The 22167-nt window shown below is 39.9% G+C and carries 21 protein-coding genes; 15 read left to right on the top strand and 6 right to left on the bottom strand.

The annotated features are described in order from the left end of the window. A partial coding sequence (locus C200_RS09435) for a hypothetical protein (protein WP_033923744.1) occupies window positions 1-1084 on the bottom strand: 1084 nt, incomplete at its 3' end. A gap of 302 nt (window positions 1085-1386) precedes the next feature. Here C200_RS09435 and C200_RS15460 point away from each other — a divergent pair. The 3 genes from C200_RS15460 to C200_RS09425 all read left to right on the top strand — a co-directional run bounded on the left by C200_RS15460 (window position 1387) and on the right by C200_RS09425 (window position 2491). After that, entirely contained in the window at window positions 1387-1563 is a 177-nt protein-coding gene (locus C200_RS15460) for a hypothetical protein (protein WP_016210010.1), read from the top strand. Between the two features lie 175 nt (window positions 1564-1738). Next, entirely contained in the window at window positions 1739-2122 is a 384-nt protein-coding gene (locus tag C200_RS09430; RefSeq protein WP_016210017.1) for an Hpt domain-containing protein, read from the top strand. An 87-nt stretch (window positions 2123-2209) separates the two neighbouring features. Continuing rightward, window positions 2210-2491, top strand: coding sequence for a hypothetical protein (locus C200_RS09425; protein WP_236611050.1), 282 nt, complete (start codon window positions 2210-2212; stop codon window positions 2489-2491). A 166-nt stretch (window positions 2492-2657) separates the two neighbouring features. Here C200_RS09425 and C200_RS09420 read toward each other — a convergent pair whose 3' ends face one another. Further along, window positions 2658-3617 carry a hypothetical protein gene (locus tag C200_RS09420; RefSeq protein ID WP_016210016.1) on the bottom strand — a complete coding sequence of 320 codons (960 nt, stop codon included), beginning with the start codon at window positions 3615-3617 and terminating at the stop codon, window positions 2658-2660. A 480-nt stretch (window positions 3618-4097) separates the two neighbouring features. Between C200_RS09420 and C200_RS15455 the strand changes: the two genes are divergently transcribed. From C200_RS15455 to C200_RS14245, 4 genes are all read left to right on the top strand, one after another. Continuing rightward, on the top strand, window positions 4098-4253 hold the full coding sequence (locus tag C200_RS15455) for a putative membrane protein (RefSeq protein ID WP_016210020.1): 156 nt from the start codon (window positions 4098-4100) through the stop codon (window positions 4251-4253). 264 nt (window positions 4254-4517) lie between these two features. Next, window positions 4518-5888, top strand: a complete 1371-nt coding sequence (locus C200_RS09415; protein ID WP_016210025.1) for an NAD-dependent succinate-semialdehyde dehydrogenase — start codon at window positions 4518-4520, stop codon at window positions 5886-5888. Further along, window positions 5881-6087, top strand: a complete 207-nt coding sequence (locus tag C200_RS14575) for an FAD-binding protein (protein ID WP_016210009.1) — start codon at window positions 5881-5883, stop codon at window positions 6085-6087. Before C200_RS09415 ends, C200_RS14575 begins: the two co-directional genes overlap by 8 nt. Window positions 6088-6162: 75 nt before the next feature. After that, window positions 6163-6834, top strand: a complete 672-nt coding sequence (locus C200_RS14245; protein ID WP_016210012.1) for an NAD(P)/FAD-dependent oxidoreductase — start codon at window positions 6163-6165, stop codon at window positions 6832-6834. Here C200_RS14245 and C200_RS09405 read toward each other — a convergent pair. From C200_RS09405 to C200_RS09395, 3 genes are all read right to left on the bottom strand, one after another. Next, the gene (locus tag C200_RS09405) at window positions 6815-9619 is read right to left on the bottom strand and encodes an ATP-binding protein (RefSeq protein WP_016210005.1); all 2805 of its coding nucleotides are present in this window, start codon (window positions 9617-9619) and stop codon (window positions 6815-6817) included. The genes C200_RS14245 and C200_RS09405 overlap by 20 nt on opposite strands. Before the next feature lie 79 nt (window positions 9620-9698). After that, complete coding sequence (locus tag C200_RS09400; RefSeq protein WP_016210027.1) at window positions 9699-10295, bottom strand: CBS domain-containing protein; 597 nt, start codon at window positions 10293-10295, stop codon at window positions 9699-9701. Window positions 10296-10684: 389 nt separating this feature from the next. Continuing rightward, window positions 10685-11440, bottom strand: coding sequence for a substrate-binding periplasmic protein (locus C200_RS09395; protein WP_016210008.1), 756 nt, complete (start codon window positions 11438-11440; stop codon window positions 10685-10687). Between the two features lie 199 nt (window positions 11441-11639). Here C200_RS09395 and C200_RS09390 point away from each other — a divergent pair, with 199 nt between their 5' ends. The 7 genes from C200_RS09390 (at window position 11640) to C200_RS09360 (ending at window position 19094) form a co-directional block, all read left to right on the top strand. After that, window positions 11640-12281 (top strand): hypothetical protein, encoded by a 642-nt coding sequence (locus C200_RS09390; protein WP_016210004.1) that lies wholly within the window; start codon window positions 11640-11642, stop codon window positions 12279-12281. A gap of 260 nt (window positions 12282-12541) precedes the next feature. After that, on the top strand, window positions 12542-13867 hold the full coding sequence (locus C200_RS09385) for an acetyl-CoA C-acetyltransferase (protein ID WP_016210021.1): 1326 nt from the start codon (window positions 12542-12544) through the stop codon (window positions 13865-13867). After that, the gene (locus tag C200_RS09380) at window positions 13864-15921 is read left to right on the top strand and encodes a 3-hydroxyacyl-CoA dehydrogenase NAD-binding domain-containing protein (RefSeq protein ID WP_016210023.1); all 2058 of its coding nucleotides are present in this window, start codon (window positions 13864-13866) and stop codon (window positions 15919-15921) included. Before C200_RS09385 ends, C200_RS09380 begins: the two co-directional genes overlap by 4 nt. Further along, a complete protein-coding gene (locus tag C200_RS09375) occupies window positions 15899-16471 on the top strand; it encodes a TetR/AcrR family transcriptional regulator (RefSeq protein WP_016210007.1) in 573 nt (190 codons plus the stop codon). Before C200_RS09380 ends, C200_RS09375 begins: the two co-directional genes overlap by 23 nt. Window positions 16472-16526: 55 nt before the next feature. After that, window positions 16527-16886 (top strand): DUF1820 family protein, encoded by a 360-nt coding sequence (locus C200_RS09370; RefSeq protein WP_032126616.1) that lies wholly within the window; start codon window positions 16527-16529, stop codon window positions 16884-16886. Between the two features lie 64 nt (window positions 16887-16950). Beyond that, window positions 16951-17985 (top strand): beta-N-acetylhexosaminidase, encoded by a 1035-nt coding sequence (gene nagZ, locus C200_RS09365; protein ID WP_016210019.1) that lies wholly within the window; start codon window positions 16951-16953, stop codon window positions 17983-17985. Beyond that, window positions 17973-19094, top strand: coding sequence for a mechanosensitive ion channel family protein (locus C200_RS09360; protein WP_016210028.1), 1122 nt, complete (start codon window positions 17973-17975; stop codon window positions 19092-19094). The genes nagZ and C200_RS09360 overlap by 13 nt, the downstream gene beginning before the upstream one ends. A 94-nt stretch (window positions 19095-19188) precedes the next feature. Here C200_RS09360 and C200_RS09355 read toward each other — a convergent pair whose 3' ends face one another. Further along, the gene (locus C200_RS09355; protein ID WP_122941582.1) at window positions 19189-20172 is read right to left on the bottom strand and encodes a magnesium transporter CorA family protein; all 984 of its coding nucleotides are present in this window, start codon (window positions 20170-20172) and stop codon (window positions 19189-19191) included. Between the two features lie 162 nt (window positions 20173-20334). Between C200_RS09355 and C200_RS09350 the strand changes: the two genes are divergently transcribed. Beyond that, window positions 20335-21996 carry an AMP-binding protein gene (locus tag C200_RS09350; protein WP_032126615.1) on the top strand — a complete coding sequence of 554 codons (1662 nt, stop codon included), beginning with the start codon at window positions 20335-20337 and terminating at the stop codon, window positions 21994-21996. Window positions 21997-22167: the final 171 nt, after the last annotated feature.

Below are 22167 nucleotides of genomic sequence, written 5' to 3'. Positions count from 1 at the left end.
AGGTAGCGACGCTTACGATATCTTCTGGGCAGACATTATCATTTTCTGGACGTATCTCTTGCCTAAGTAAGTTATGCTCAGGTAGGTTTAACAGTTGAGCAAGTTTGTCATCGAGCGCGGTGTCTGCATTTGCTGTTGCAGCTTCTGAAGGTGTTAGGTTTTTTGGATCTAAGGGACCTTGATTCTGCTTCATTGAGGCAAAATAGCAGAGATCTTGTAAGCTTGAAGCTTCTCTAATGAGTGATTTTTTTAGTTTTGGCAGGTTTAGCTGTTGAAGTTCTAGTTTAATTTGCGAAAAGCTCTTTGAAATTTTTGGAAAATTTTCTTTTATTAACTCACTGATTGAGTAATCTGCCTGTGCTTCTGCTGGGTTGGCTGAGACTTTTCTATATGCTGGATTTTTTAGTGTGTGTTGATATTGACTATCTGGATTACCTTCTCCTTGAATAATTAATAAATTTTGTAGGTTTACGCTGTCATAATGGTTCAAGTACAGTGTAATATTCTTTGGAATCATATGAGGGTTTGAGTTAAATATCTCCTGCAAGCTAAGTAATATATCTGTTCTATCATCGTAAAACTCATAAGTTACTATATCGTTTGGATTTTCGGTTGCGGCTTTATGCATTTGGGCATATAAAAGCGTAAGCTTTGATGGATCAGGCTGTGTTTGTGGGTCTTGTTCATGTTTTTCATGACTATGATAATCTTGCAAAGCTTGTCTAAATGACTCTCCTGGAGCTAAGTCATTATAGATATCTGCCATTAACACAGAGTCAAATTCTGCGCTAATTTTTTTAGCAAAATCAACCATAAATGGATAGCAGTACTGGCCTTCTCTATTCGAATTGAGTTCTTCTTTTTTGTAGTCTTGACGGTCAGAGCCGAGGAAAACAGTCGATGATGCAAATTCTTTTGCTTGGCTATCAAGGTGATCAATAAGTTTTTGATTAATTGTTATAAGGTGCTCTAAAGTTAGGTCTTCTTTGGGGTTGCCTGGGCTATGAAATGCTCGAGCGTTATCTATATTCTCATTATAAAGACAACCATCGAAATCTAAACTGATAAAGCGCTTTTTAGTCATATTGTTAGCCTTTTAAGTAGGGCCTCAGTTAAATATAAACTTAAAAATATTAAAAGGTTATTCATCAAAATAATTCTGAAAAATTCTATGAAATATATATAAAAAATAAAGTTACTCTAGTTTAAGGCCCTTTTAAGGCTCTATAGTCTAAGCGAGCCATAATCAATTAAAATATGCTGATATTATTTGCCATAGCTCTCTAAATAATGAATTAAATTTCATTTAAGTTTATTTTTTATATGGTTTCAATATAAAGTAGTGTTTGTTTTAAGTCAAACCCTTAATTATGAGAGATTAACTTCATGAAAAAAAATGTTATTTTGTTAATAGTGATGGCGGCTTTATTGTTGCTTTTTTCTGTTATATCGTTTGCTGCTGAGTACTCGCTGTGTCAAAGCCAATCTGTAGATGATCCACAGAATTATGCCACTCAACAGCAATATCAGTGGATGAATGAAAGGGGCTCATTTTATAGATAATGTGTTAAGTTGTTGTTTATAGCTAAAGCCGTTCTTAAACGGCTATTTTATTGCTTAATTAGGGCTGTATTTATTAGGGATTATCTACTTTTGCTTCTTATCGGGTCTATTATTTATATATTATCTATTATTTGTATATTATTAAGTGCTCAGCTAAAAGAGAAAGGATGACAGTTTGAATTTAGAGCAAGATGACTTACCTTATTTTAGAGGTGAATGTGATGATTTAATTAATGAGCTGACGCAGTCTGTAGATCTTCTTGCTGAAAATCCAAAAGACAGTGATACCATTAACTCTATGTTCCGTGCGATTCATACCCTGAAAGGCAATGCTAAAATTGCCGGTTCCGTTGAATTAGAGAACTTATGCAGTTTGATTGAGGATGTCTTAGAAGCCTTTCGTCAAGGGAAACTTGAGCCGAATCAAAAATTATTGCAGCTTGCAAATTTATCGATTGATGGCTTAAAAAAAATATTGGATGAGCTATATGAGCTTAAAGAGGCGGATTCTGCGCACCCAAAGTTAATTGCGGCTTTGCGATTTGTTGTTCAGAGATAGTATTAGCGAATGCTAAATTTAATAAATTTTATGATAAAAAAAAACCTTATTTTTATTGTATTTTATTTATCAATAATGCAGCCTCCTTTGGTTATTGCTAATAGTCCACTGGTTGAGAATTTTTCAATTCAATTGTCTAAACAGCTTGAAGAAAATATCCATCGTCAGTGCCAACAATGGACTAAGGAACTTGCTAAAGCAGAAATGCAAGACAACTTAGGCCCAATAAATCAGTTACGGTTTAAAAAAATCTATGATAATAACTATCCGCTGTGCATGGTTGAAACGATAAAACGAGTTAAAAATTACTTTGCTAGTATTAATACCAAGCCTGACCGAAAAGACTTTAATATCATATTTAAAAAATAAAAAAAATTTTTTATTGTTAATAAAATGCAGGCCTAAGGGAAAATCAATGCGTTATGAAGTAAATGGTTAATTTTATAAAAAGAATTAAATTTAGCAAGGCTTTATCAAAGTCGCCAGCAAAGCCGCGAGTTCATGTTTTTTAGAGTGAACTTCAATAAAGTCATCTTTAAGGGTTTAAATTTTCCACAGCCGAATAATCATGATCATAAGAAGAGTTATGATTATTTTTGAAGTAACGATCAAACAACAACATGGGTTGATTTTTATCGGGATTGTTTGATAAAGAGAAGAAATTTTCATCATCACGGGCTTTAGTATTTAGAAAATATCCGTGTTGTGGAGCGTGCGTTCCATATCGTCCGTAATGTCGGATTCCTCTCATTGAAACACGTTGATTACCAGGAAAAATATCCTGTTTTAGCAAATTATATTCAGGGCGTTTGAGCAACTGAAGTAATAAATCACCTGTTGTTGTGGTGTGTTTTTGGTGAAAAAAGCCGCCTTTTCGTCGGACAGCTGCAGCAAAGCATAATTGTTGTAATGTAGTACAGCTATCAAGCACGTGTTGTTTTTCTGCTGATGTATTTGATGCTTTAAGTGCTTGCTTGATTGCTAAGAACTGTTTTTGTTTAAGTTTTTCTTCTTTATCTAGAGCTTCTGAAGCTTTTTGATTTGGGGTTGCTAAATCTTCTTGATTTAGGATTGAGAAATCTTTTTCATCTAGAACGGCTGGAGTTTGAGATAAGTTTAAAGCTGTCTTAGCCATTGCAGGAGAAACAGGGGGAGTTTGGGTTGAATCAGAACTGGATTCAATTGAAACTAACTCTAAAGTTGCAGGCTCTACACACTTCTCTAACGACTTGAGTCTTTCAGCGTATTCTGTGTTTCCTCTAGACATAGAAGGACCGGAAGGCTGATTTGAAGAAAAATGCCTTTTAAACTCATTGTGATGCTGAAGTTTATGTAAAATAACCGTAATATCTTCATTTGATTGGACCTTCTCAGCCTCACTCTTGCATTCAGCAAGAAAAGAAATGTAATCAGAATCAGCACCTTTTTCTGCTTCATGCTTATGAATATCTTCAAGTAACCTTAGTAGATTAAGGCGCAAGTCTTCCAGCAACATTTTTTCCTCCAACAGCAGATTAAATAATTAAGCTGATTTCAATTTTTAATAATATTAAATACTTATAAAATGACGGTAATATTTATTATGAAAATGTTTTGATTATAAATCATACAATAAAGGGGGGTTAAATTAAATTGTTTTTTATTGATCATTATTTAGTTGTCTATTAAGACTTTATTTATTAATTAGTTATGAATAAAGAAGTGTCAGCTAAGGCGTGTTAAGTACGGAATAATTGGGCTTTTTAGTTCCAAATTATGATGATGTGGATATGTGGTGTTAAGGTTGTAGGGATGTTTTAAATGTGATTTTAATAATGTTTAGCTATCGCTGCGAGTCATGTGAGAGCACAGTGGCGACGCTTACGCTAGCTGTAGTACTTGGCTAGCTGGGAAGGGCAGTGGCACAATCAGTCTAAAAGATTTAAAATAAATTTTCATGTTATTTGTAGTTACGTATAAATTTAGGATGGAATAAATGGTTAGGAAGAACCAAAGATTAAGTGTCTATGGCTTAGGATTAGCGATTGGTATTGTGTGTGGGGTGACTTTAGTTATTTTAGCTTGGTTGGCTGCGGCCTATGGTTATGCGGGGCCTGTGGTAATATATTTAGGCTATGCCAACTTTCTTTAAAGGATTTGTTGGTGGCCTATGGGGGCTTGTGGACGGTTTCATTGGTGGTGTTATCATTGCTATGATTTATAATTGGGTTGTTTGTCGGCCTATCAATGAAGAATAGTCATACTAAAGATGTAGCATAATCTGTTAGAGTGGTAGACCATACTCTCCATGTGATTTTATATAATTTTATATGGCTTGATTTAATAAAGCTCAAGTTAAAAAAATAATACTATTAAGCTAGCTTTTAGTTTTTAAGGTCATTAGGAGAAGAAGAGCATGGCTATATTAAAGGTAATAAACCCTGCGACAGGTGTATTGCTTCATCAATATGAAACAATGTCCAGAGAAGAAGTTCTCGCAATTATTGATGATACTGCTCTGGCTAGACGGTGCTGGGAAACATCCAGTTGGCGTGAGCGCAGGAGTTTAATGCACAAGCTTGCTGCTTTATTACGTCAGGAAAAAGCGTCTTGTGCACGCATTATTACCGAAGAGATGGGTAAGCCGGTGACTCAGGCACAAGCAGAAATTGAAAAATGCGTAGTGCTTTGTGAGTATTACGCAGAGTTTGCTGAGGGCCAATTGCAGCCTGAATTAATCGACGCTGGACGAGCTAAAAGCTATCGCTGTTATGAGCCTTTAGGGGTTATTTTAGGAATTATGCCTTGGAATTTTCCTTTTTGGCAGGTCTTACGTTTTGCTGTGCCCAATATTATGGGAGCAAATGCTGTATTGCTAAAGCATGCTCCAAATTCAACAGGTGCGGCGCTTATGCTTGAAAAGCTGTTTGTTAACGCTGGCTTTCCTAAGCATTTGTTTCGTAGTTTGGTGATTGATGTTGATTTAATTTCTGCCGTGATAGAGCATGTTGATGTTGCAGGTGTGGCGTTAACTGGTAGTGATCGGGCGGGTAGAGCTGTAGGTGTACAAGCAGCACAGGCATTGAAAAAAGTAGTATTAGAATTAGGTGGTAGTGACCCTTATCTTATTTTAGCCGATGCGGATCTGGATTTAGCGGCAGAGCAATGCGTGATGTCGCGTTTAAATAATACGGGGCAGGTCTGTATTGCTGCTAAGCGTATTATTGCTGTTGATGCAATTTATGATGAATTTGTTGGCAAGGTTATCGAGTGTGTAAAAACTTACCATTGTGCGGATCCTATGAAAGCGTCAACAAAGATGGGCCCGCTGGCGCGCTTAGATTTATTAGAACAGCTGGATCAGCAAGTGCAACGGAGTGTTGCAGCAGGCGTAACGTGTATTTTAGGCGGCAAACGTGCAGAAGGCGAGGGTTATTATTATGAGCCGACTATTTTGGTTGATGTGAAAAAAGGCACGCCGGCCTATGATGAAGAGTTGTTTGGCCCTGTTGTAAGTATTTTATCAGCCCAAGATGAAGCTGCGGCCATTAATATTGCGAATGACACGCCCTTTGGTTTAGGAGCTGCAGTATTTACTCGTGATATTAAACGAGGTGAGAAGATTGCGCGTGATAAAATTAAGGCAGGAACCTGTGCGGTTAATACATTGGTTGCTTCTGATCCGAGATTACCCTTTGGTGGCATTAAGCAATCAGGGTTTGGCCGTGAGCTGGCTGCTGAGGGCTTGCACGAGTTTATGAATATTAAAACAGTGATTATTGATTAATTTTGCAGGTGATGATGTGAGTTATTGTGATTATGATGTTGTAGTGATCGGTGCGGGGTTTTCAGGATTAGCGGCAACGTTATTTTTAGCGAATGCAAATCGGCGTGTACTGTTAGTAGGTTCACAACAAGGAACAAGGAATCATCACGCGCTGAAAGCTTATAATGTCGTGGGATATGGAAACAAGTCGCCACATTAGATTATTGCAGAGACGAATCAACAGCTTGATAGATTTAGTAAGGTAAAACGCTGCTATTTACAGGTTAATAGGATCATGCAGCGTGAAGGTTATGATGACTTTTTAATGACTTTAAGCGATGCGAGTTCACTGATTGTTAAACGGGTTATATTCGCAACGGGAGTGACAGATTTATTGCCTAATATTGAAGGGATTCAGCCGTTTTGGCCTCATAATATTTTTCATTGTCCTTATTGTATTGCTTATGAGTTAAGAGATTTACCGCTCGCTATTTATAGCCCGAATGATGAGGCCTATATGATGGCAAAAATTATTCATAAATGGACGAGTGATTTAACTGTGTTTACCGAGGGTCAGGCTAATTTTAGCGCTGAGCAGCAACATGAGCTGGATCAGCTTGGGATTAAGACTAATACTCAGAAAATTTGTACTGTTTCTGGTGAGCCTGGTCAATTTATTAATTTTCACCTAGAAGGTGACAAAGACCATGATGTACTCTTGCGGCGTGGTGTGTTTATTCATTTAGAGTTTCAGTTGAATAATAGAGCGTTAATCAATCAGTTAGGCTTGGTAGTTACTGCTGAAGGCATCGTGTCAGTTGACTCTAGCTATCAGACGTCACAGGCAGGTGTGTATGCCGTGGGTGATATGAGTCATTTATTTCAAAAAATCAGTCATGCTTTGCACAGCGCAAATGTGGCTGCATTTCATCTTGACCATGAATTGGCTATGATGCCTTACTATTGAAATGATTAGGGTGCTTTATTGCAAGTTGCTCTGCATCACTTAAAACGCCTTGAATGGCAGTGATAAGTTGGTTGATAGCAGGCTTGAGCTGATGATGTTTTCGGGGTGGCTTCAATTGTTTTTCTAGTTCAGCTGAGATTGTTTTTAATTTTAGTGTTCCGCAGTAACAACTGGCACCATGAAGCTTATGAACACAGTGGCTAAGTTCATCAAAAGCTTGATTATTGAAAGCTGTTTTGATGGCTTGAAGATCTTCAGGTAAGCGTTTAATGAGTAATTCTAGCAATTCAAAGAAAAGCGCTTCACTACCACTGGTGAGCTTAATGCCCTCATGAATATCAATATGCTCAAGGCTAGGCCAGCTATGTTCAATAGGTTGATAAGTTGAGAGGGAGGTGGCCGAATGAGTTTTAATATCCGTGTCTGTCCAATGTGAAATTAGCGCTCTGAGTTGATTTTCATTAATGGGTTTGGTTTGATAGTCATCTAAGCCAGCTTCAGTCATAATTTCTTTATGGTCTGTTGCATCAGCACTTAAGGCAACAATCGCGGTGTGTTTGCCCAGGGGAGCTTCAATTTTGCGGATTTCTTTGCAGGCCTGTATGCCGTCCATAATAGGCATTTGGATATCCATTAAGATCAAGTCAAGGTGTTTCTTCTTAAATAATTCGATGGCCTCTATACCATTGGTTGCGGTAGCAACTTGTACACCAATTTGTTCTAATAATGCAGAGACTAGCTTTAAATTTGCGCTATTATCATCGACAGCAAGAATATGAATATTATGATATTCCGTGGGGGTTGGTAGTGGTAAAGCATGTTTTGATTGGATTAAAGGAGGTTGTTCTTTATCTGAATCTAGTAAAGCGCTAATTTGTTGTAGTAAATAAAGATGACGTATGGGTTTGGCAATCAATGCTGAGGCTTCAATTGGCTTTGAGCTACTATAGAGCATTTCTTCTGAGCAGTTGGCGAGAAGAAGAATGGGGCTTTGGCAAGAGCGACTGATTTGTGGTAGCGTTTCTTTTTGTAATTTTCTTGATTCTTCAATTGTATTGGTACCGATGAGGATAATATCGGCTTGCATCTCTTGGGCCAATGCGGTTAAGCGTTGTAAGTGCTCGGTATAGGTCACTTGAAATCCCCATAATTGTAATAAATGGCGTAGGGATGTTCGAGTAGCCTCATAAGGCTCATAAAGTAATGCGTGTTTGTTGATAAATAACGCCGGTTGAGATGGCATTTCTGTGACGCGTTTAGCTTTAAATGTAAACCAAAATCTGGCGCCTTGCCCTTCTTCACTGCTGACGTTGATATTGCCACCCATCTGCTCTGCTAAGCGTTTACAGATAGCAAGGCCGAGACCAGTGCCACCGTATTTTCGCGTGGTACTTGCATCTGCTTGAGTAAAGGCTTGAAATAAATTACGCTGTTGCTGTTTTGAAAGACCGATACCGGTATCTGCAACCTCAAAGCATAGTGTGACGTCATTATCTTGTTCATCTTCCAGAGAGAGACGGGCGACTATGCGTCCTTTATGGGTGAATTTAATTGCATTGGCAATCAGATTGGTTGCGATCTGATTTAAACGTAAAGGGTCAGCAATGATCTGATTGGGGACATCGTTATACATGATAAATGCAAGTTCTAGACGTTTTTCATGGGCGCTTGGAGTAAGTAACATTAAGGCTTCTTCAAAGCAATCACGCGATGCCATCATGTGGGGCTCAAGCTGCATTTTGCCGGCTTCGATCTTAGAGAAATCAAGAATGTCATTAATAATACGCAGTAGACGATCTGCTGAGCGATGGATGGTTGAGGTGTAATCGGCTTGGCGTGTTGTGAGCTTGGCTTTGAGCAATAAGTTAGTAAAGCCGATAATGCCATTGAGTGGAGTACGTAGCTCATGACTCATATTGGCTAAAAACTCAGACTTTACACGACTGGCTTCTAGGGCTTGCTTTCTTGCGATGTCTAACTCTATGTTTTGTACTTCGATGGTTTCAAGTGTTTCACGAAGATCTGCGGTGGCCTGTTCGATACTTTGTTGTAGCTCTTCATGAGAGCGATTAAGCGAGATAGCCATGCTATTGATGCCAGTTTCTAGGGCTTTTAGTTCGCCACCCGCACCGGTATGTACTCGTGTGTCAAACTGGCCATCTTTTAATTTTTTAATGGCGTTGACCAGTTGTAATATAGGATCGGTGACATCTTTGCCAAGCCGTAAACCAAAGAGTGCGCTAATCGTTAAGCCGATGCAGATGATAAACAAAGTAACAAAAAAAGTTTGGTATTGGTTTAAAATGGTCGGAATACGTGTCATTTGTAATGCGAGCCAGCCAATTGGTTTGGTGTTGCTATAACTGGCACTTGCATGATTGGGTGTGATTGGCACAAGGAAAACAAGATTGGTACCACTCGTCATGGTGCGTTGTTCCAGATGACTAAGTGTATTGGGTGAGAATAATTCCATATCATCAAGGCTAATATTTTTACCCGTATGAGCGAGTAAGTGTCCGTTGCTATCAAAGACTGAGGCACCTTCGACATCACTATAGGTAACAGCAGCATCAGTCACTTCTTTGAGTGAACCTTGGTGAGTTAGTAAACGTGCTTGTGTATCAAGTAATAGTTGACTGATATAGGCATTACCACGTTGTTGCAATGTTTGTTCTAAAGATTGCAAGCGAATACTAATAAAGTAGCTACCTAGCAAAATTGATATGGTCAGTGTTGGGACGAGGGTGAGTAGGGTGACACGTGTTTTAATACCCCATTCTTTCATCGACTAGCTCCTAGAATAACCTAAGCGCTTAGTATAGCATTGAATGGGGTGAGGGTGCAGGAGCAAAAAGTGAAGTAAATTAAGAGCTTCTGCGGCTAATGCGACTAAGCTCTGCTAAAGATGATGCTTCAGAGAGGTGATTAGCAACGCTGGGTGTACCGATCTGTTTGCTAAGTTGCCACGCTGAAAACATGCCACGAATAATATGGGGTTTCTCGTTATCACGGACGAGAAGATAAGGGGTCCGCTTGTCGTGTAGTGTGTCAACGATATGGCCAACACGTGCGCCTGTGATTAATTTATAGTCGATACATAATAATTCTTCAATGGGGAACATGACGAGGTTGACGGCAATATTGGAACGAGGTGTGCCACGATCTTGGCTAATCCGCACTGGCAACTCACCGTGTAATTGGCGAGAAGAAACCAAGCCAAGCATTTTAATATCTTGGTTTTTAACGATAAGGGTATGAGCGACTGAGTAGTTCGCTTCCTTGATTGCATCATCGAGCTTGGCATCGGCAAAAATCGAGAGTGGCGGATTGTTTTTAAAATCAATGAAAGCCTCAATAGCAGGAGTATCAAGGTTGACGACCTCTGTTAAGCATGGGGCATGATAGAAATCTTCAGGACAACTTGCACTACTTGTTTGCAAGATAGCATAATTATGCGTCATTAAACCAACTCCTTATCAGGGTCTTTTTGTGTTTATGTCTAGGAATAGAGCCTGTTTTTATGCCAACAGTGTATCTCGCCTCTATAGTTTCAGCAAGTTAGTTATACTTACTGTTGCTGTTAGTATGATTATATATTTAAGTCCGGTGGCTAGGTGTATTTGATGGCGGGTTTCTTTATTTTCATCTAACGAATATTTTGGTAAAAATCAAAGGTCAACGCTTGAGTGTTGTGTTAAAAGTATCGGCGTTTTTCTAGCATTTGTCACTTACGATATAGACTTTAGATATGTAGGCCGGTATTTGGTTGTTTAACCCTGCAGTTTATTAATGATATGTATTATTAAATTAGGCTAGATCAAAGAGTAATCTAGCCCAGTCAGTTGAAGGTTTATTTTAAATATTTATCAGTGATTGTTTTGATAAAGACACTGTCTTTTTTAACGTCTTCAAGGCCTTGTTGATAAGCGTTGATGGTTTTTTCATCGACAGAAAGGTTAAATGCATAATATAACTCGCCTTTTTTCAAGACATAAGCTACTTTAAACTTGCTTGTATCAATATTGTTTTTCTTCATCAAGTCAATCGCGCCACTTTGTTCATAAGCGAACATATCAACACGTTTTTTCTCAACCATGCGCGTTAATAAACTAAATTTATTAAGCTGATGAATGTTTGCAGTGGGTACCTTATTGCTACCTAGTAAAATAGCACCGATATCGCCCCGAATCGCCGCAAATTTATATTTTCTTAAGTCTTCGGCACTGTTAATAGTAATGGGGTTATCTGCAGAGGTGAAGACAACAATTTTAGTTTGAGCAATTGGGCCCACCCATTTAAACAGAATTTCACGTTCCTCAGTGCGTGTGGTTGCGAATAGCATGTTCTTTAATCCAGGTTTCTGCGCTTGAGAGTAACCACGTGCCCATGGGGCAACTTTGATAGCGGCGATATCCTGGGGAGCATTAATTTTTTTAATAACTTCAGTAAGCAATTCAACGGCATAGCCTTTAAGCTGTTTATCTTTATCAAGATAATTAAAAGGTGGGTAGTCTTCAGTCATGATACGCAATTTTTCTAGGCCGTAACTAGAAAAGCTGAAGATGATCATGCTGACTATAGCAATAAGCTGTTGAAAACGTCTCATCTTGGTTACTCCTACGGTGAGATTATTTAGAGATTAGTTTATTAAAGGGTAGTTGGTTTTGAAACATTGGTTATGAAGTACTGTGAGCGTGTCTTAATTAGTAAGATTTAAAAATAGTGTTGCAGTATGGCAATGCCGACAATTTATTTATTTGTAACTTACACTTAGGTTAGAGGTGAGGTATTAGGAGGTAGTTTTTATGGCACGGCAGCGGAAGAAGCTAAATCATGAGCAAATTAACTATATTAGTCGATTGATTGCGAGATTATGTGATGGTGGTTTAGCGGGTGCTGTAAAAATGGCAGAAGATGTGAATCCAGGGTGTGATGCGCGTGAAGTTAGAAAATTATTTTACAAAATATCAAGTTATTCTTATTGTTCATGGCCAAAGCAGAAAAATGAGGGTTTACTTTCAATTAAAGATGGTGATGAGTTGCAAAGTTGGTTAGAACAGTACTTTACTTCGAAATATTATCAGCGTTTGATGGCTTCTTTTAGACAGAATAAGTTTCATCAACAGCGTAGGTTGGTGACCCAACGTGTCTATGGTGTGTCAAAGCTGGTGGCAGATTACTCAAAAAATAAAGCAAAAGAAAAAACGTTAGGTACAACACAAGGAGAAGTAATCAGCAAAATTGTCGAGACTTTTATCTTACTTGAAGAAACCGTTGCACGTATGAATCAAGAACGCGTCAATCTCGTACCATTTTCAGTGATTGATTTAGTGGAAGCGATGCCAAACCTTTGTCAGTTAGAAGACTTAGCTCAAAAATCAGGTGAAAGTGCGACTGAATTTTTAAAGAAATTAAGTAATGAGAGTCAAGTCGAAGAAAAAGTGTAAGTGATAGGTGTTATAAGTATTTTTTATCATTGAGCTATGGCTAGGCTCTCTAAATTTACCTAAGGCAAAACTCTCAAGGTAAAATAGAAACTGTTTGTCAGATTATAGGCTATAAAACCGATATTTTTTGCTGTTTTTCTGTTTTTTATATATAAGCATTTTTGCTAAAGTAAAACTTGATTTTAAGAGGTGAAAACCGATATGCTGGGAAAAATAAGTTTGCAAACCGACTTACAAGGACAAAAACAAGGACTCCACATATGAGTACAGATTTGCCAGGGCGAGCTGTCTATCTTGTTGATGGAATGAGGACCCCCTTTTTACGTGCACAAGTTCCAGCACCTGGGCCATTTGCTGCCGCTGATTTGGCTGTACGAGCAGGACAAAGTCTTTTTTCGAAGCTTTCCCTCTCTCCGAAAATCATCCAGCACATTGTCGTTGGCTGCGGTGGCGCTGCTGCTGATGAAATGAATATCGCACGTATTGTTGGTTTACGTTTAGGGTGTGAACAAAGCACGCCGGCGTTTACTGTGCAGCGTAACTGTGCCTCTGGGCTACAGGCGGTTGATAGTGGTGCACAGCTGATTGCCAGTGGGCGTCATGATCTTGTGTTGGTAGGCGGGTGTGAGGCGATGAGTCACGCTCCCTTGATGAGCCATCCTAATATTGCGCGTTGGTTAGCGCAGCTACAAAAAGCAAAAGGGCATTGGCAAAGATTAAAGCTTATTCCCTCGTTTCCATTTAAAAACTTAAAGCCTGAAAGTGCCTTATTGAAAGGTTTATCTGACCCTGTGGTTGGACTATCGATGGGGCAAACTGCTGAGATTATCGCTAAACGCTTTCATATTGATCGGCAGATGATGGATGCATGGGCGGCACAAAGCCACATGCGTGCTCTGGCAGCACAGAAAAATAATATATTTAGCGAAGAAATTACGCCATTATATGATGGTAAAGGCAGTAGCTATTTAATTGATAATGGTGTTAGAACTGACTCAACCGCTGAGCGCTTAGCTAAGCTAAAGCCAGTTTTTGATCGGCCTTATGGGCATGTGACTGCAGGTAATAGTTCGCAGCTTACGGATGGCGCTTGTTTATTATTATTGGCCAGTGACAAAGCGGTTAAAAAATATCAGCTAAAACCGTTAGCGAAAATTAAAGATGTCGCTTGGGCAGGGCTTGATCCTCGACACATGGGTCTGGGGCCTGTTTACGCGAGTCATCAGATTTTAAAACGCCAGAAAATAGTTATAGAACAGATAGATTGTTGGGAAATTAATGAGGCCTTTGCCGCGCAGACATTGGCTTGTCTGGCTGCGTTTAATGATCTTGAATTTTGCAAAAGCGAGTTAAAGCTTAGGAAAGCTTATGGTGTGATTGACCGAGAAAAAGTCAATATTCACGGCGGAGCGATTGCAATTGGGCATCCGGTAGGCGCTTCAGGGGCAAGAATTTTATTGCATTTAGCACAGGTATTAAAATCTAACAATGCACCAGCACAAGGAATTGCTAGTTTGTGTATCGGTGGTGGGCAGGGTGGAGCGATGTTGATTGAAAACTGCCAACAAAAGGAGACAGTTGAGTGAGTTCATACAGTGCTTGGCAGGTTGTCTGTGATAGTGATCAAATTTTATGGTTAAGTTTAGATTGTCCGCAGTCATCGACGAACACCCTAGGTAAAATTGCTTTGACTGAGTTGGCGACTATTTTAATACAGGAAGTTGAGGGTAAGGCATTACAAGGCATCGTGATTCAATCTGCAAAATCTTCAGGCTTTATTGCTGGGGCGGATGTCCATGAATTTGCAGGTTTAGAAAATATTGCAGATGCCTTGGCTTATGTGCGTCAGGGTCAAGCTGTTTTTAATAAATTAGAAAATATTGGCATTCCAACCGTCGCTTTGATTCATGGTTTTTGTTTGGGAGGTGGCTTGGAGTTGGCGTTAGCTTGTCGTTATCGAATTGCCAGTGATAGTGTGAAAACGCGCTTAGGTTTGCCTGAGGTGATGCTCGGTATCCAGCCAGCTTGGGGTGGGACGGTACGGTTACCTGAGCGCGTTGGTAGCTTGAATGCACTTGATTTAATGTTAACGGGTCGAACATTACGTGCACAGCCAGCGAAAAAACAGGGCTTAGTTGATCAAGTGGTTGCTGAGTATTATTTAGTCAAAGCGGCTAAACATTTTATTTTATCCACACCATCACCTAAAAAATTGCCTTGGACTGAGGTATTAACGTCGCAAAAATGGGCAAGGCCTTGGTTGGCAAAGTGGCTGATTGAGCCTAAATTACGAGAAAAAGCACGTTCAGAGCATTACCCCGCTCCATTTCAAATACTGAGTACTTGGCAGAAAAGCCTATCACGTGATGCGGCCTTGAATGCCGAAATTGCCGGTATCGAAGCATTAGCGAAAACAGAGGCGGCCAGAAATTTGGTGCGCATTTTTTTATTGCAAGAGCGTTTGAAAGCAGAAGCTCGGGGAAGTTATGAATTTAAACGGGTCCATGTGGTTGGCGCTGGAACGATGGGAGGAGATATTGCCGCATGGTGTTTGGCTAATGGCTTACAAGTGACTTTGCAAGATTCAAGCCCTGATGCTATTGCAGGCGCCTTTTCTCGTACGAAAAAGCTCTTGCAGCGTCGCTTGCGCACGGATTACTTGGTCAAAAATGCACTTGATCAGTTAACGGCAGATCCAGAAGGAGTTGGTGTTAGTGATGCTGATGTGATTATTGAGGCCATTGTTGAGAATGTGCAAATTAAACAAACGCTTTTTGAAATGCTAGAGCAAGAAGCGAGGGCAGATGCAATTTTAGCAACGAATACATCGTCTATTCCTTTAGATGAGATTTCAAAGGCGATGAAGCAGCCTGAACGCTTAGTCGGTATTCATTTTTTTAACCCTGTTGCCAAAATGAAGTTAGTTGAAATTGTTCGTTCTGAAAAGACAGCAGCTCAATCTGTTCAGGCGGCGAAGGCATTTGCCAAGTGGCTAGACCGGATTGCTGTGGAGGTAAAATCTACGCCAGGCTTTTTGATCAACCGCATCTTATTGCCTTATTTATTAGAAAGTGTGCAGTTATTTGAAGAAGGTGTTCGTTGTGAAGATATTGATGAGGCCGCTCTTGCATTTGGCATGCCGATGGGGCCTGTGACCTTGGCTGATCAGGTGGGTTTAGATGTATGTTTATCGGTTGCAAAGACACTGTGTGCGGCGTATGGTGGTGAGGTGCCTAAGATATTACAGGAGAAAGTGGAGCAAGGTCATTTAGGCGTAAAAGCAAAGCGCGGTTTTTATGAATATCGGGAGGGTCAGCCGGTGAAAAGTAAAGCTTCAAACATGTTGACTGCTGATATTCAAGAGCGCTTAATTATGCGATTACTGAATGAATCGGTTGCCTGTTGGGATGAGAATATTGTCACAGATGCTGATGTACTTGATTTAGGGATGATTTTTGGGACTGGCTTTGCTCCATTTCGAGGGGGGCCAGCACAGTATGCCAAGCAATTAGGTCATCAAGCATTAAAGACGTTGGAGAGCTTGAGTAAGCGCTATGGTGCTCGTTTTCAAGCTCACCCAGGATGGCAACGTTTTTTAAACAAGCAGGAGGCAAGCAATGAACCTAATCAGGAAAAATGATAAACGGCTGCGTTTATTAGAGTCAGCTCGTGAGCTGATTCATACGCAAGGTTTTAGTAAGACAACACTCGCAGACATTGCTCAACATGCGGATGTTCCCTTGGGAAATGTCTATTATTACTATAAAACAAAGGAAATGCTTGCACTTGCAGTGATTGAGCGTTTTAGTAAAAACTTAAAATATCATTTGCAAGGTTTAAATGACCTTGATGGGCCTATGCTGCGATTAACTGCGTTGTTGCTTGAAGTTGAAGAAGAAGCGACAGTAATTGCTGAGTCAGGTTACTTTTTAAATAGCTTAAGTTTGGAGTTTAGTCGTGAGCAAGGCGTACTTGGTGAAGCTACTCGGGCGTTATTTTGCCAACTGCTCTCTTGGGTTGAGCAGCAGTTTGTGCAGTTAGTAAGTAGTGAGCATGCTGCTGAATGTGCACAAAAATATATAAGTCAGTTGCAGGGGGCTGCGTTATTGACTCAAGCGTTGGCCGATACTTATGTTTTAGAAAAGCAATTATGTGATCTTAAGCGCTGGATAGAAGATCTCACACAGTAATCGGGAGTTGAACTTCACTCTAAAGCTGATATTCTTGCGAATAAGATCATTGGAGATGAGTGAAGTAATGACAGATAATACTATGTATAAAGTGGTCTTTATCAATCAAGGGGCCACTTATGAAATCTATGCAAAGCAAGTGAGTCAAAGCAATCTATTTGGCTTTATTGAGGTTGAAGAATATATATTTGAGCGCTCGACGATTCTAATCGACCCAGCAGAGGAAAGGTTGCAAGCTGAATTCGCGGATGTGAAGCGGAGTTATATTCCTGTTGGTGCGATTATTCGTATTGATGAAGTTGAAAAAAAGGGCTCTGTTAAAATTCATGAACATACGGATAGCAACGGTAAATCAAAGAGTAATGTTACGGCGTTTCCAAATAATTTTTATGGCCGCGGACCCGATTCAAAATAACGTGTTTTTATAATAGTGCTATTTATAGCAAATATATAGTGTATAGAAAATAGGATATTTTTTAATGTTAGGTCCGTTACTGGTTGGAATTGAAAGCATTGATCTTAGTCGTGAAGAACATCGATTGCTTGCCCATCCGTTAATTGGTGGGGTTATCTTATTTGCGCGTAATTACAGTGATCCAGAGCAACTTGCCCAGTTAACTGCACAGATTAAAGCGGTTAAATCACCACGATTGATGATTGCCGTTGATCAAGAGGGTGGGCGAGTTCAGCGCTTTCATAATGGTTTTTCAGCGATTGAGGCGATGGCGCATTTGGGCGAGCGCTATAATAGTGACTCTCAAAAAGCTTTGCAAGAGGCCATAGATGTGGGTTGGCTCTTAGCCAGTGAGCTTTTAAGCTGTGGTGTGGACTTTAGTTTTACACCTGTTTTAGACTTACGTGATGATGCGAGTCAGGTCATTGGCCAGCGTGCATTTTCTGACCAACCTGAGGTTGTTGCAGCACTTGGAGAGAAGCTTATGCAAGGCATGCGCCAAGCGGGTATGACAGTAGCCGTTGGTAAGCATTATCCGGGGCATGGCGGTGTCGTTGAAGATTCACATTTGACTTTGCCTGTGGATACACGCTCTTTTAGTGAATTATGGCAAAACGACTTGCTGCCTTTTCGCAAAATGATTCAGGCCGGGCTCGCGGGTGTGATGGCCTCGCATGTCGTGTACCCTCAGGTTGATCAAGCAAGCGCAGGGTATTCGCACTACTGGCTGCAGAATATTCTGCGTGAGCAACTTGGCTTTACAGGGCTGATATTCTCAGATGATTTAGGCATGGGCGCCGCTTTTCACCAAGGAGATGCAGTGGCTCGAGTACAGGCTGCTTTGCAAGCGGGTTGTGATATGGCCTTATTGTGTAATGAGCGAGACGATGTGCTTGCGGTCCTTGACTCATTACCTTCAAGTTTGGCAACAGATTTAAGTGCTCGAGTTCAAAATTTTTATGGATCGACTTCTTTGCAATCGCTTGCAGCGTTAAAGCAAGACGCTCGTTATCAACAAACTTTTCAGCGTGTACAGGCTGCTCAATTATGCACAATATAATTAACTATTTTTTAAATGATCAAAATGGACTGACGTCTTTAGGCCTTGCGGTTGTTATTTTACTCACTGTATTTGTATTGGACCGCGTTTATATTGTTGTAATGAATCTATTGCTAAAGCAATCAGCTAAATCTAAAAATATTTGGGATGATTTTTTTATTTTTGCATTGAAATCACCCATACGTGTACTTGCTTGGTATTGTGTTCTGCTTTACTTGTTTGCTTTTACACCTGATTGGCTACAGAGTCATTTTAGTGTGAAATTTACAGTCATTGCGCGTGAGGCAGGTATTGTTGTTGCATTGGTTTGGGCATGTTTGCGTTTTATTAGTCGTGCTGAAACTTATGGTCTGGATCATTGGAGCGGTTCGCGCCGTGGACAAAATTTAGATAAGGCATCGATACGAGCCATTGCCAAGTTTAGCCGTATTATCGTGATTATCTTGGGTGTAATTATGATTTTACAAGTCATTAATATTCCTTTGTCTGGTATTTTAGCTTTCGGTAGTATTGGTGGTGTGGCCTTTGCTTTTGCCAGTAAAGATATGGTAGCTAATTTTTTTGGCGGTTTATTAATTTATTTTGATCGGCCGTTTTCAGTGGGAGACTGGATCGCTTCACCGGATAAACAAATTGAAGGGACGGTTGAAAAAATTGGTTGGCGTTTAACGCGTATTCGTACTTTTGATAAACGGCCGTTGTACGTGCCGAACGCTATTTTTCCTAATATTGCCGTGCAAAATCCATCGCGGATGTTAAATCGTCGTATTAAGGTGATCGTAGGGATTCGTTATTGCGATGTGAGCCGTATTGAAAGTATTTTAACGGCTATGCGAGTGATGCTCCAAGAGCACCCTGAAATTGATCAAAAGCAAACACTGTTTGTCAATTTACAGGACCTTGGCCCATCATCTTTAGAAATTTTAGTGTATACCTTTACGAAAACAACGCAGTGGGTGAAGTATCAAGGGATTCGTGAAGATGTGTTATTAAGGTTATTACGCATTGTTGAGGCCCATGGTGGCCAGTGCGCCTTTCCAACAACAACGCTGGATTTTTCTGAAGAGCGAATAGATATTCAAAATAGCGAAATAAGGCATGGTGAGTAAAATTAAAACCAATAGCGACTTTTTAAGCTTATCTATACTATCGCTATTTTTTTTATTTTATTACGTTTATTTTTAGCTTAAAAATGACTTTAAATTATAGCCATTTTTTGAGTTTAAAAAAGATAATCAGTGAAATGGCAATCCCTATCATGCCAACAAGGGTAAAGTCGTAACCATGGGGATTATCAAGGCCAGGCATTTTGATAAAATTCATGCCGAAAATACCGGTGACCAGTGTAGTCGGTAGAAAAATTGATGACATCAGGGCAAGTACTCGCATGACCTCATTAGTTTGGTTGCTGATAATTGAAAAGTGTAATTGTAATAATGCTTCTAGGTCACTTTCCAATTTTTGCGCATGACGCAATACACGGCGAATGTGTTCTGAGATATCACTTAAATTAATGTTTAAGTGTTCGACGACTTGGCGATCAAGTGCAACATCTGTACGGATGCTATAGCGCCAATTGCGCAGCACGTCTTCTTGTTCTTCACACAGCGTGCGAATAGTTTGAATATCCCCTTTGAACTCCATAATTTCATCCCAATTTTTAAAGGGTTTATTATGAGTGAGTAATTTATTTTGCCAGCGAGCGAGGCTTTCACCCATTAAGGTACGCACACCAAGAAATTGATCGACCTTGGTGTCGAGAATCATTTCAAGCAAAGCCTCCGGGTACTGTGGAATGCGCCGATGCGTCATACTTAAACGTTTGACGACTGTCGGTATTGCTTCATCTTCGGGGTTATGCACGCTGATGAGAAAGTCATCGATTAAAAAGAAAGCGCAGGAGTCTGTTTGCAATTGTGGCATATGAATAGATTTCACCGAGCGAAAGACAAGAAAGTCATAATCGTACATACTGTCAAAAGCAGATGGGTGATTGACAGTCACCTGATCTTCAAGGTGACGTTCATGAATATCCACTTGGCAGAGTTGTTTGACGGTTTCAAAAAGATTATGTTGTTCACCCCGGGTAAAGTCGAGCCAAAGATAACCAGAGCTGGGGACTTCTTTGGGGAGTGTATCGAGGCGGTGCACGCTCTGCTGATCGATGTGGAAGATATTCAAAATCACCTCCTCTTTTTAATTAATATTGATTTAGGTTAGTTTTATACATATTTTGTTCCAACCTCATCGGGCATATCGCTATAATACAGATTTTTAATCACGATTCCAGACTGTGACTGAACTTTGTATATACTTATTGTAATAACACACGGAATATTAGGGATGTTTATGGATAAGCCTTGGTTATCAGAGTATCCACCCGGTGCATTGACAGATATTGATCCAAGTCAATACAGCTCTTTAGTACAAATGTATGAAGAAGCTTGCAAAACGTATCAGGGTCGGCCAGCATTTAGTTGCCATTTTTTTTCATTATCTTATGAAAAGATATACCAATTAAGTTCTGATTTTGCAGCTTTTTTGCAGCATGAGTTAAAACTTGTTCCAGGGGATCGCTTTGCGATTCAGCTGCCTAACTTGTTACAGTATCCGGTGGTGTTATTTGGTGCGTTACAAGCGGGATTAACCGTGGTTAACTTAAACCCACTGTATACAACGCGCGAGTTAGAAGAGGTCTTAGAGGATGCGAAGCCTAAAGCCATGGTAGTTTTGGAAAACTTCGCAAGCAAATTGCAGGATATTTACCAACAAACATCGTTACAGCATATTATTGTGACTGCGGTTGGTGATCTTTATCCATTTGTAAAAAAACAGCTAGTGAATTTTGTCGTACGACATGTTAAGCGTACTGTGCCCGCTTGGTCGATTGCACCAGCGCTTTGTTTGAGTGATGCTTTACGTCAAGGTGAAAGTTATACGCTATTACCAGTGAGGCTTGATGCTGAATGTTTAGCTTTTTTGCAATATACCGGCGGTACAACGGGTCACCCTAAAGGAGTGATGCTTTCTCATCGCAATATTATTGCGAATTTATTGCAAGCTAAAGCATGGATTGGTCAAGATTTACGAGGAGGGCAGGAAGTGATGATTACCGCACTCCCTCTCTATCATATCTTTGCGCTACTTGCAAATTTATTTCTATTTGTCATGTTAGGTGGCCTTAATGTATTAATCCCCAATCCGCGCGATTTAAAGGATTTTTTAAATGTTTTAGCAAAAACCCCCTTTACTGGAATAACCGGGGTAAATACCTTATATGATGCGCTTTTGCATCAAAAAAGCTTTCATGAGCTGGATTTTTCTCACTTGCGTGTTGCGATTGCTGGTGGGATGTCTTTGCAGCAAAAAGTGGCAGAACAATGGCAGCAAGTAACAGGTAAACCGATTGTTGAAGGCTATGGCCTTAGTGAAACATCGCCATTAGTGACTTTAAACCCACTGCAACAAACTGGGTTTACGGGCAGCATTGGCTTACCTGTGGCATCAACAGAGGTGAAAATATGCAGTGAGCAGGGTGAGACTTTAGGGGTTCGTGATATTGGTGAGATTTGTGTGCGTGGCCCACAAGTGATGCAAGGGTATTGGCAGAATGAGCATGCAACGCAGCTGGCATTGGATGATGAGGGTTGGTTTAAAACTGGTGATATAGCTTATTGTGATGAGCGTGGTTATTTTTATATCGTCGATCGCTTAAAAGATATTATTGTTGTCTCTGGCTTTAATGTTTATCCGGCTGAAGTTGAAAATATTATTATGGAACTTGCACCGGTGCGCGAGGTTGCGGCAGTCGGTGTTAATTCAGAGCAATCAGGTGAACAAATTAAAGTGTATATTGTCTTAAATGAAGGCGATTTATTGACAGAAGATGAAGTAAAAGCACATTGTACTCAGCAACTAACCGCTTATAAGCAGCCTAAAATCATTGAGTTTATCGATGAGCTACCGAAGACAGTTGTGGGTAAAGTATTGCGTCGTGCATTAAGGGAATAACTTAATTTATATTATATAATGGTGACTCTATCTTCATTTACTATCATATTGTTTTAGTTAAAGATAATTAACTAATAAGAGTGAATTATATGAAATACAAATACAGCTATTAGTTGTATGCTTTTAGCATACAATTCTTTATTAAGAAGTATTGTGTCACTCAGAACTTCG

The organism is Piscirickettsia salmonis LF-89 = ATCC VR-1361, assembly GCF_000297215.2.
Classification (GTDB): domain Bacteria; phylum Pseudomonadota; class Gammaproteobacteria; order Piscirickettsiales; family Piscirickettsiaceae; genus Piscirickettsia; species Piscirickettsia salmonis.
Note: the sequence above shows the minus strand (reverse complement) of the source record. Positions and strands in the feature narration are given on the sequence as shown.

Bases quoted from the DNA above. Each gene is read 5' to 3' on its own strand.
- C200_RS09375 (WP_016210007.1), top strand. From the start codon at position 15,899: ATGAACCTAATCAGGAAAAATGATAAACGGCTGCGTTTATTAGAGTCA.
- C200_RS09400 (WP_016210027.1), bottom strand. From the start codon at position 10,295: ATGACGCATAATTATGCTATCTTGCAAACAAGTAGTGCAAGTTGTCCT.
- C200_RS09360 (WP_016210028.1), top strand. From the start codon at position 17,973: ATGCACAATATAATTAACTATTTTTTAAATGATCAAAATGGACTGACG.
- C200_RS09385 (WP_016210021.1), top strand. From the start codon at position 12,542: ATGAGTACAGATTTGCCAGGGCGAGCTGTCTATCTTGTTGATGGAATG.
- C200_RS09420 (WP_016210016.1), bottom strand. From the start codon at position 3,617: ATGTTGCTGGAAGACTTGCGCCTTAATCTACTAAGGTTACTTGAAGAT.
- C200_RS09405 (WP_016210005.1), bottom strand. From the start codon at position 9,619: ATGAAAGAATGGGGTATTAAAACACGTGTCACCCTACTCACCCTCGTC.
- C200_RS14245 (WP_016210012.1), top strand. From the start codon at position 6,163: ATGCAGCGTGAAGGTTATGATGACTTTTTAATGACTTTAAGCGATGCG.
- C200_RS09390 (WP_016210004.1), top strand. From the start codon at position 11,640: ATGGCACGGCAGCGGAAGAAGCTAAATCATGAGCAAATTAACTATATT.
- nagZ (WP_016210019.1), top strand. From the start codon at position 16,951: ATGTTAGGTCCGTTACTGGTTGGAATTGAAAGCATTGATCTTAGTCGT.
- C200_RS09395 (WP_016210008.1), bottom strand. From the start codon at position 11,440: ATGAGACGTTTTCAACAGCTTATTGCTATAGTCAGCATGATCATCTTC.
- C200_RS09350 (WP_032126615.1), top strand. From the start codon at position 20,335: ATGGATAAGCCTTGGTTATCAGAGTATCCACCCGGTGCATTGACAGAT.
- C200_RS09415 (WP_016210025.1), top strand. From the start codon at position 4,518: ATGGCTATATTAAAGGTAATAAACCCTGCGACAGGTGTATTGCTTCAT.
- C200_RS09370 (WP_032126616.1), top strand. From the start codon at position 16,527: ATGAGTGAAGTAATGACAGATAATACTATGTATAAAGTGGTCTTTATC.
- C200_RS15455 (WP_016210020.1), top strand. From the start codon at position 4,098: ATGGTTAGGAAGAACCAAAGATTAAGTGTCTATGGCTTAGGATTAGCG.
- C200_RS15460 (WP_016210010.1), top strand. From the start codon at position 1,387: ATGAAAAAAAATGTTATTTTGTTAATAGTGATGGCGGCTTTATTGTTG.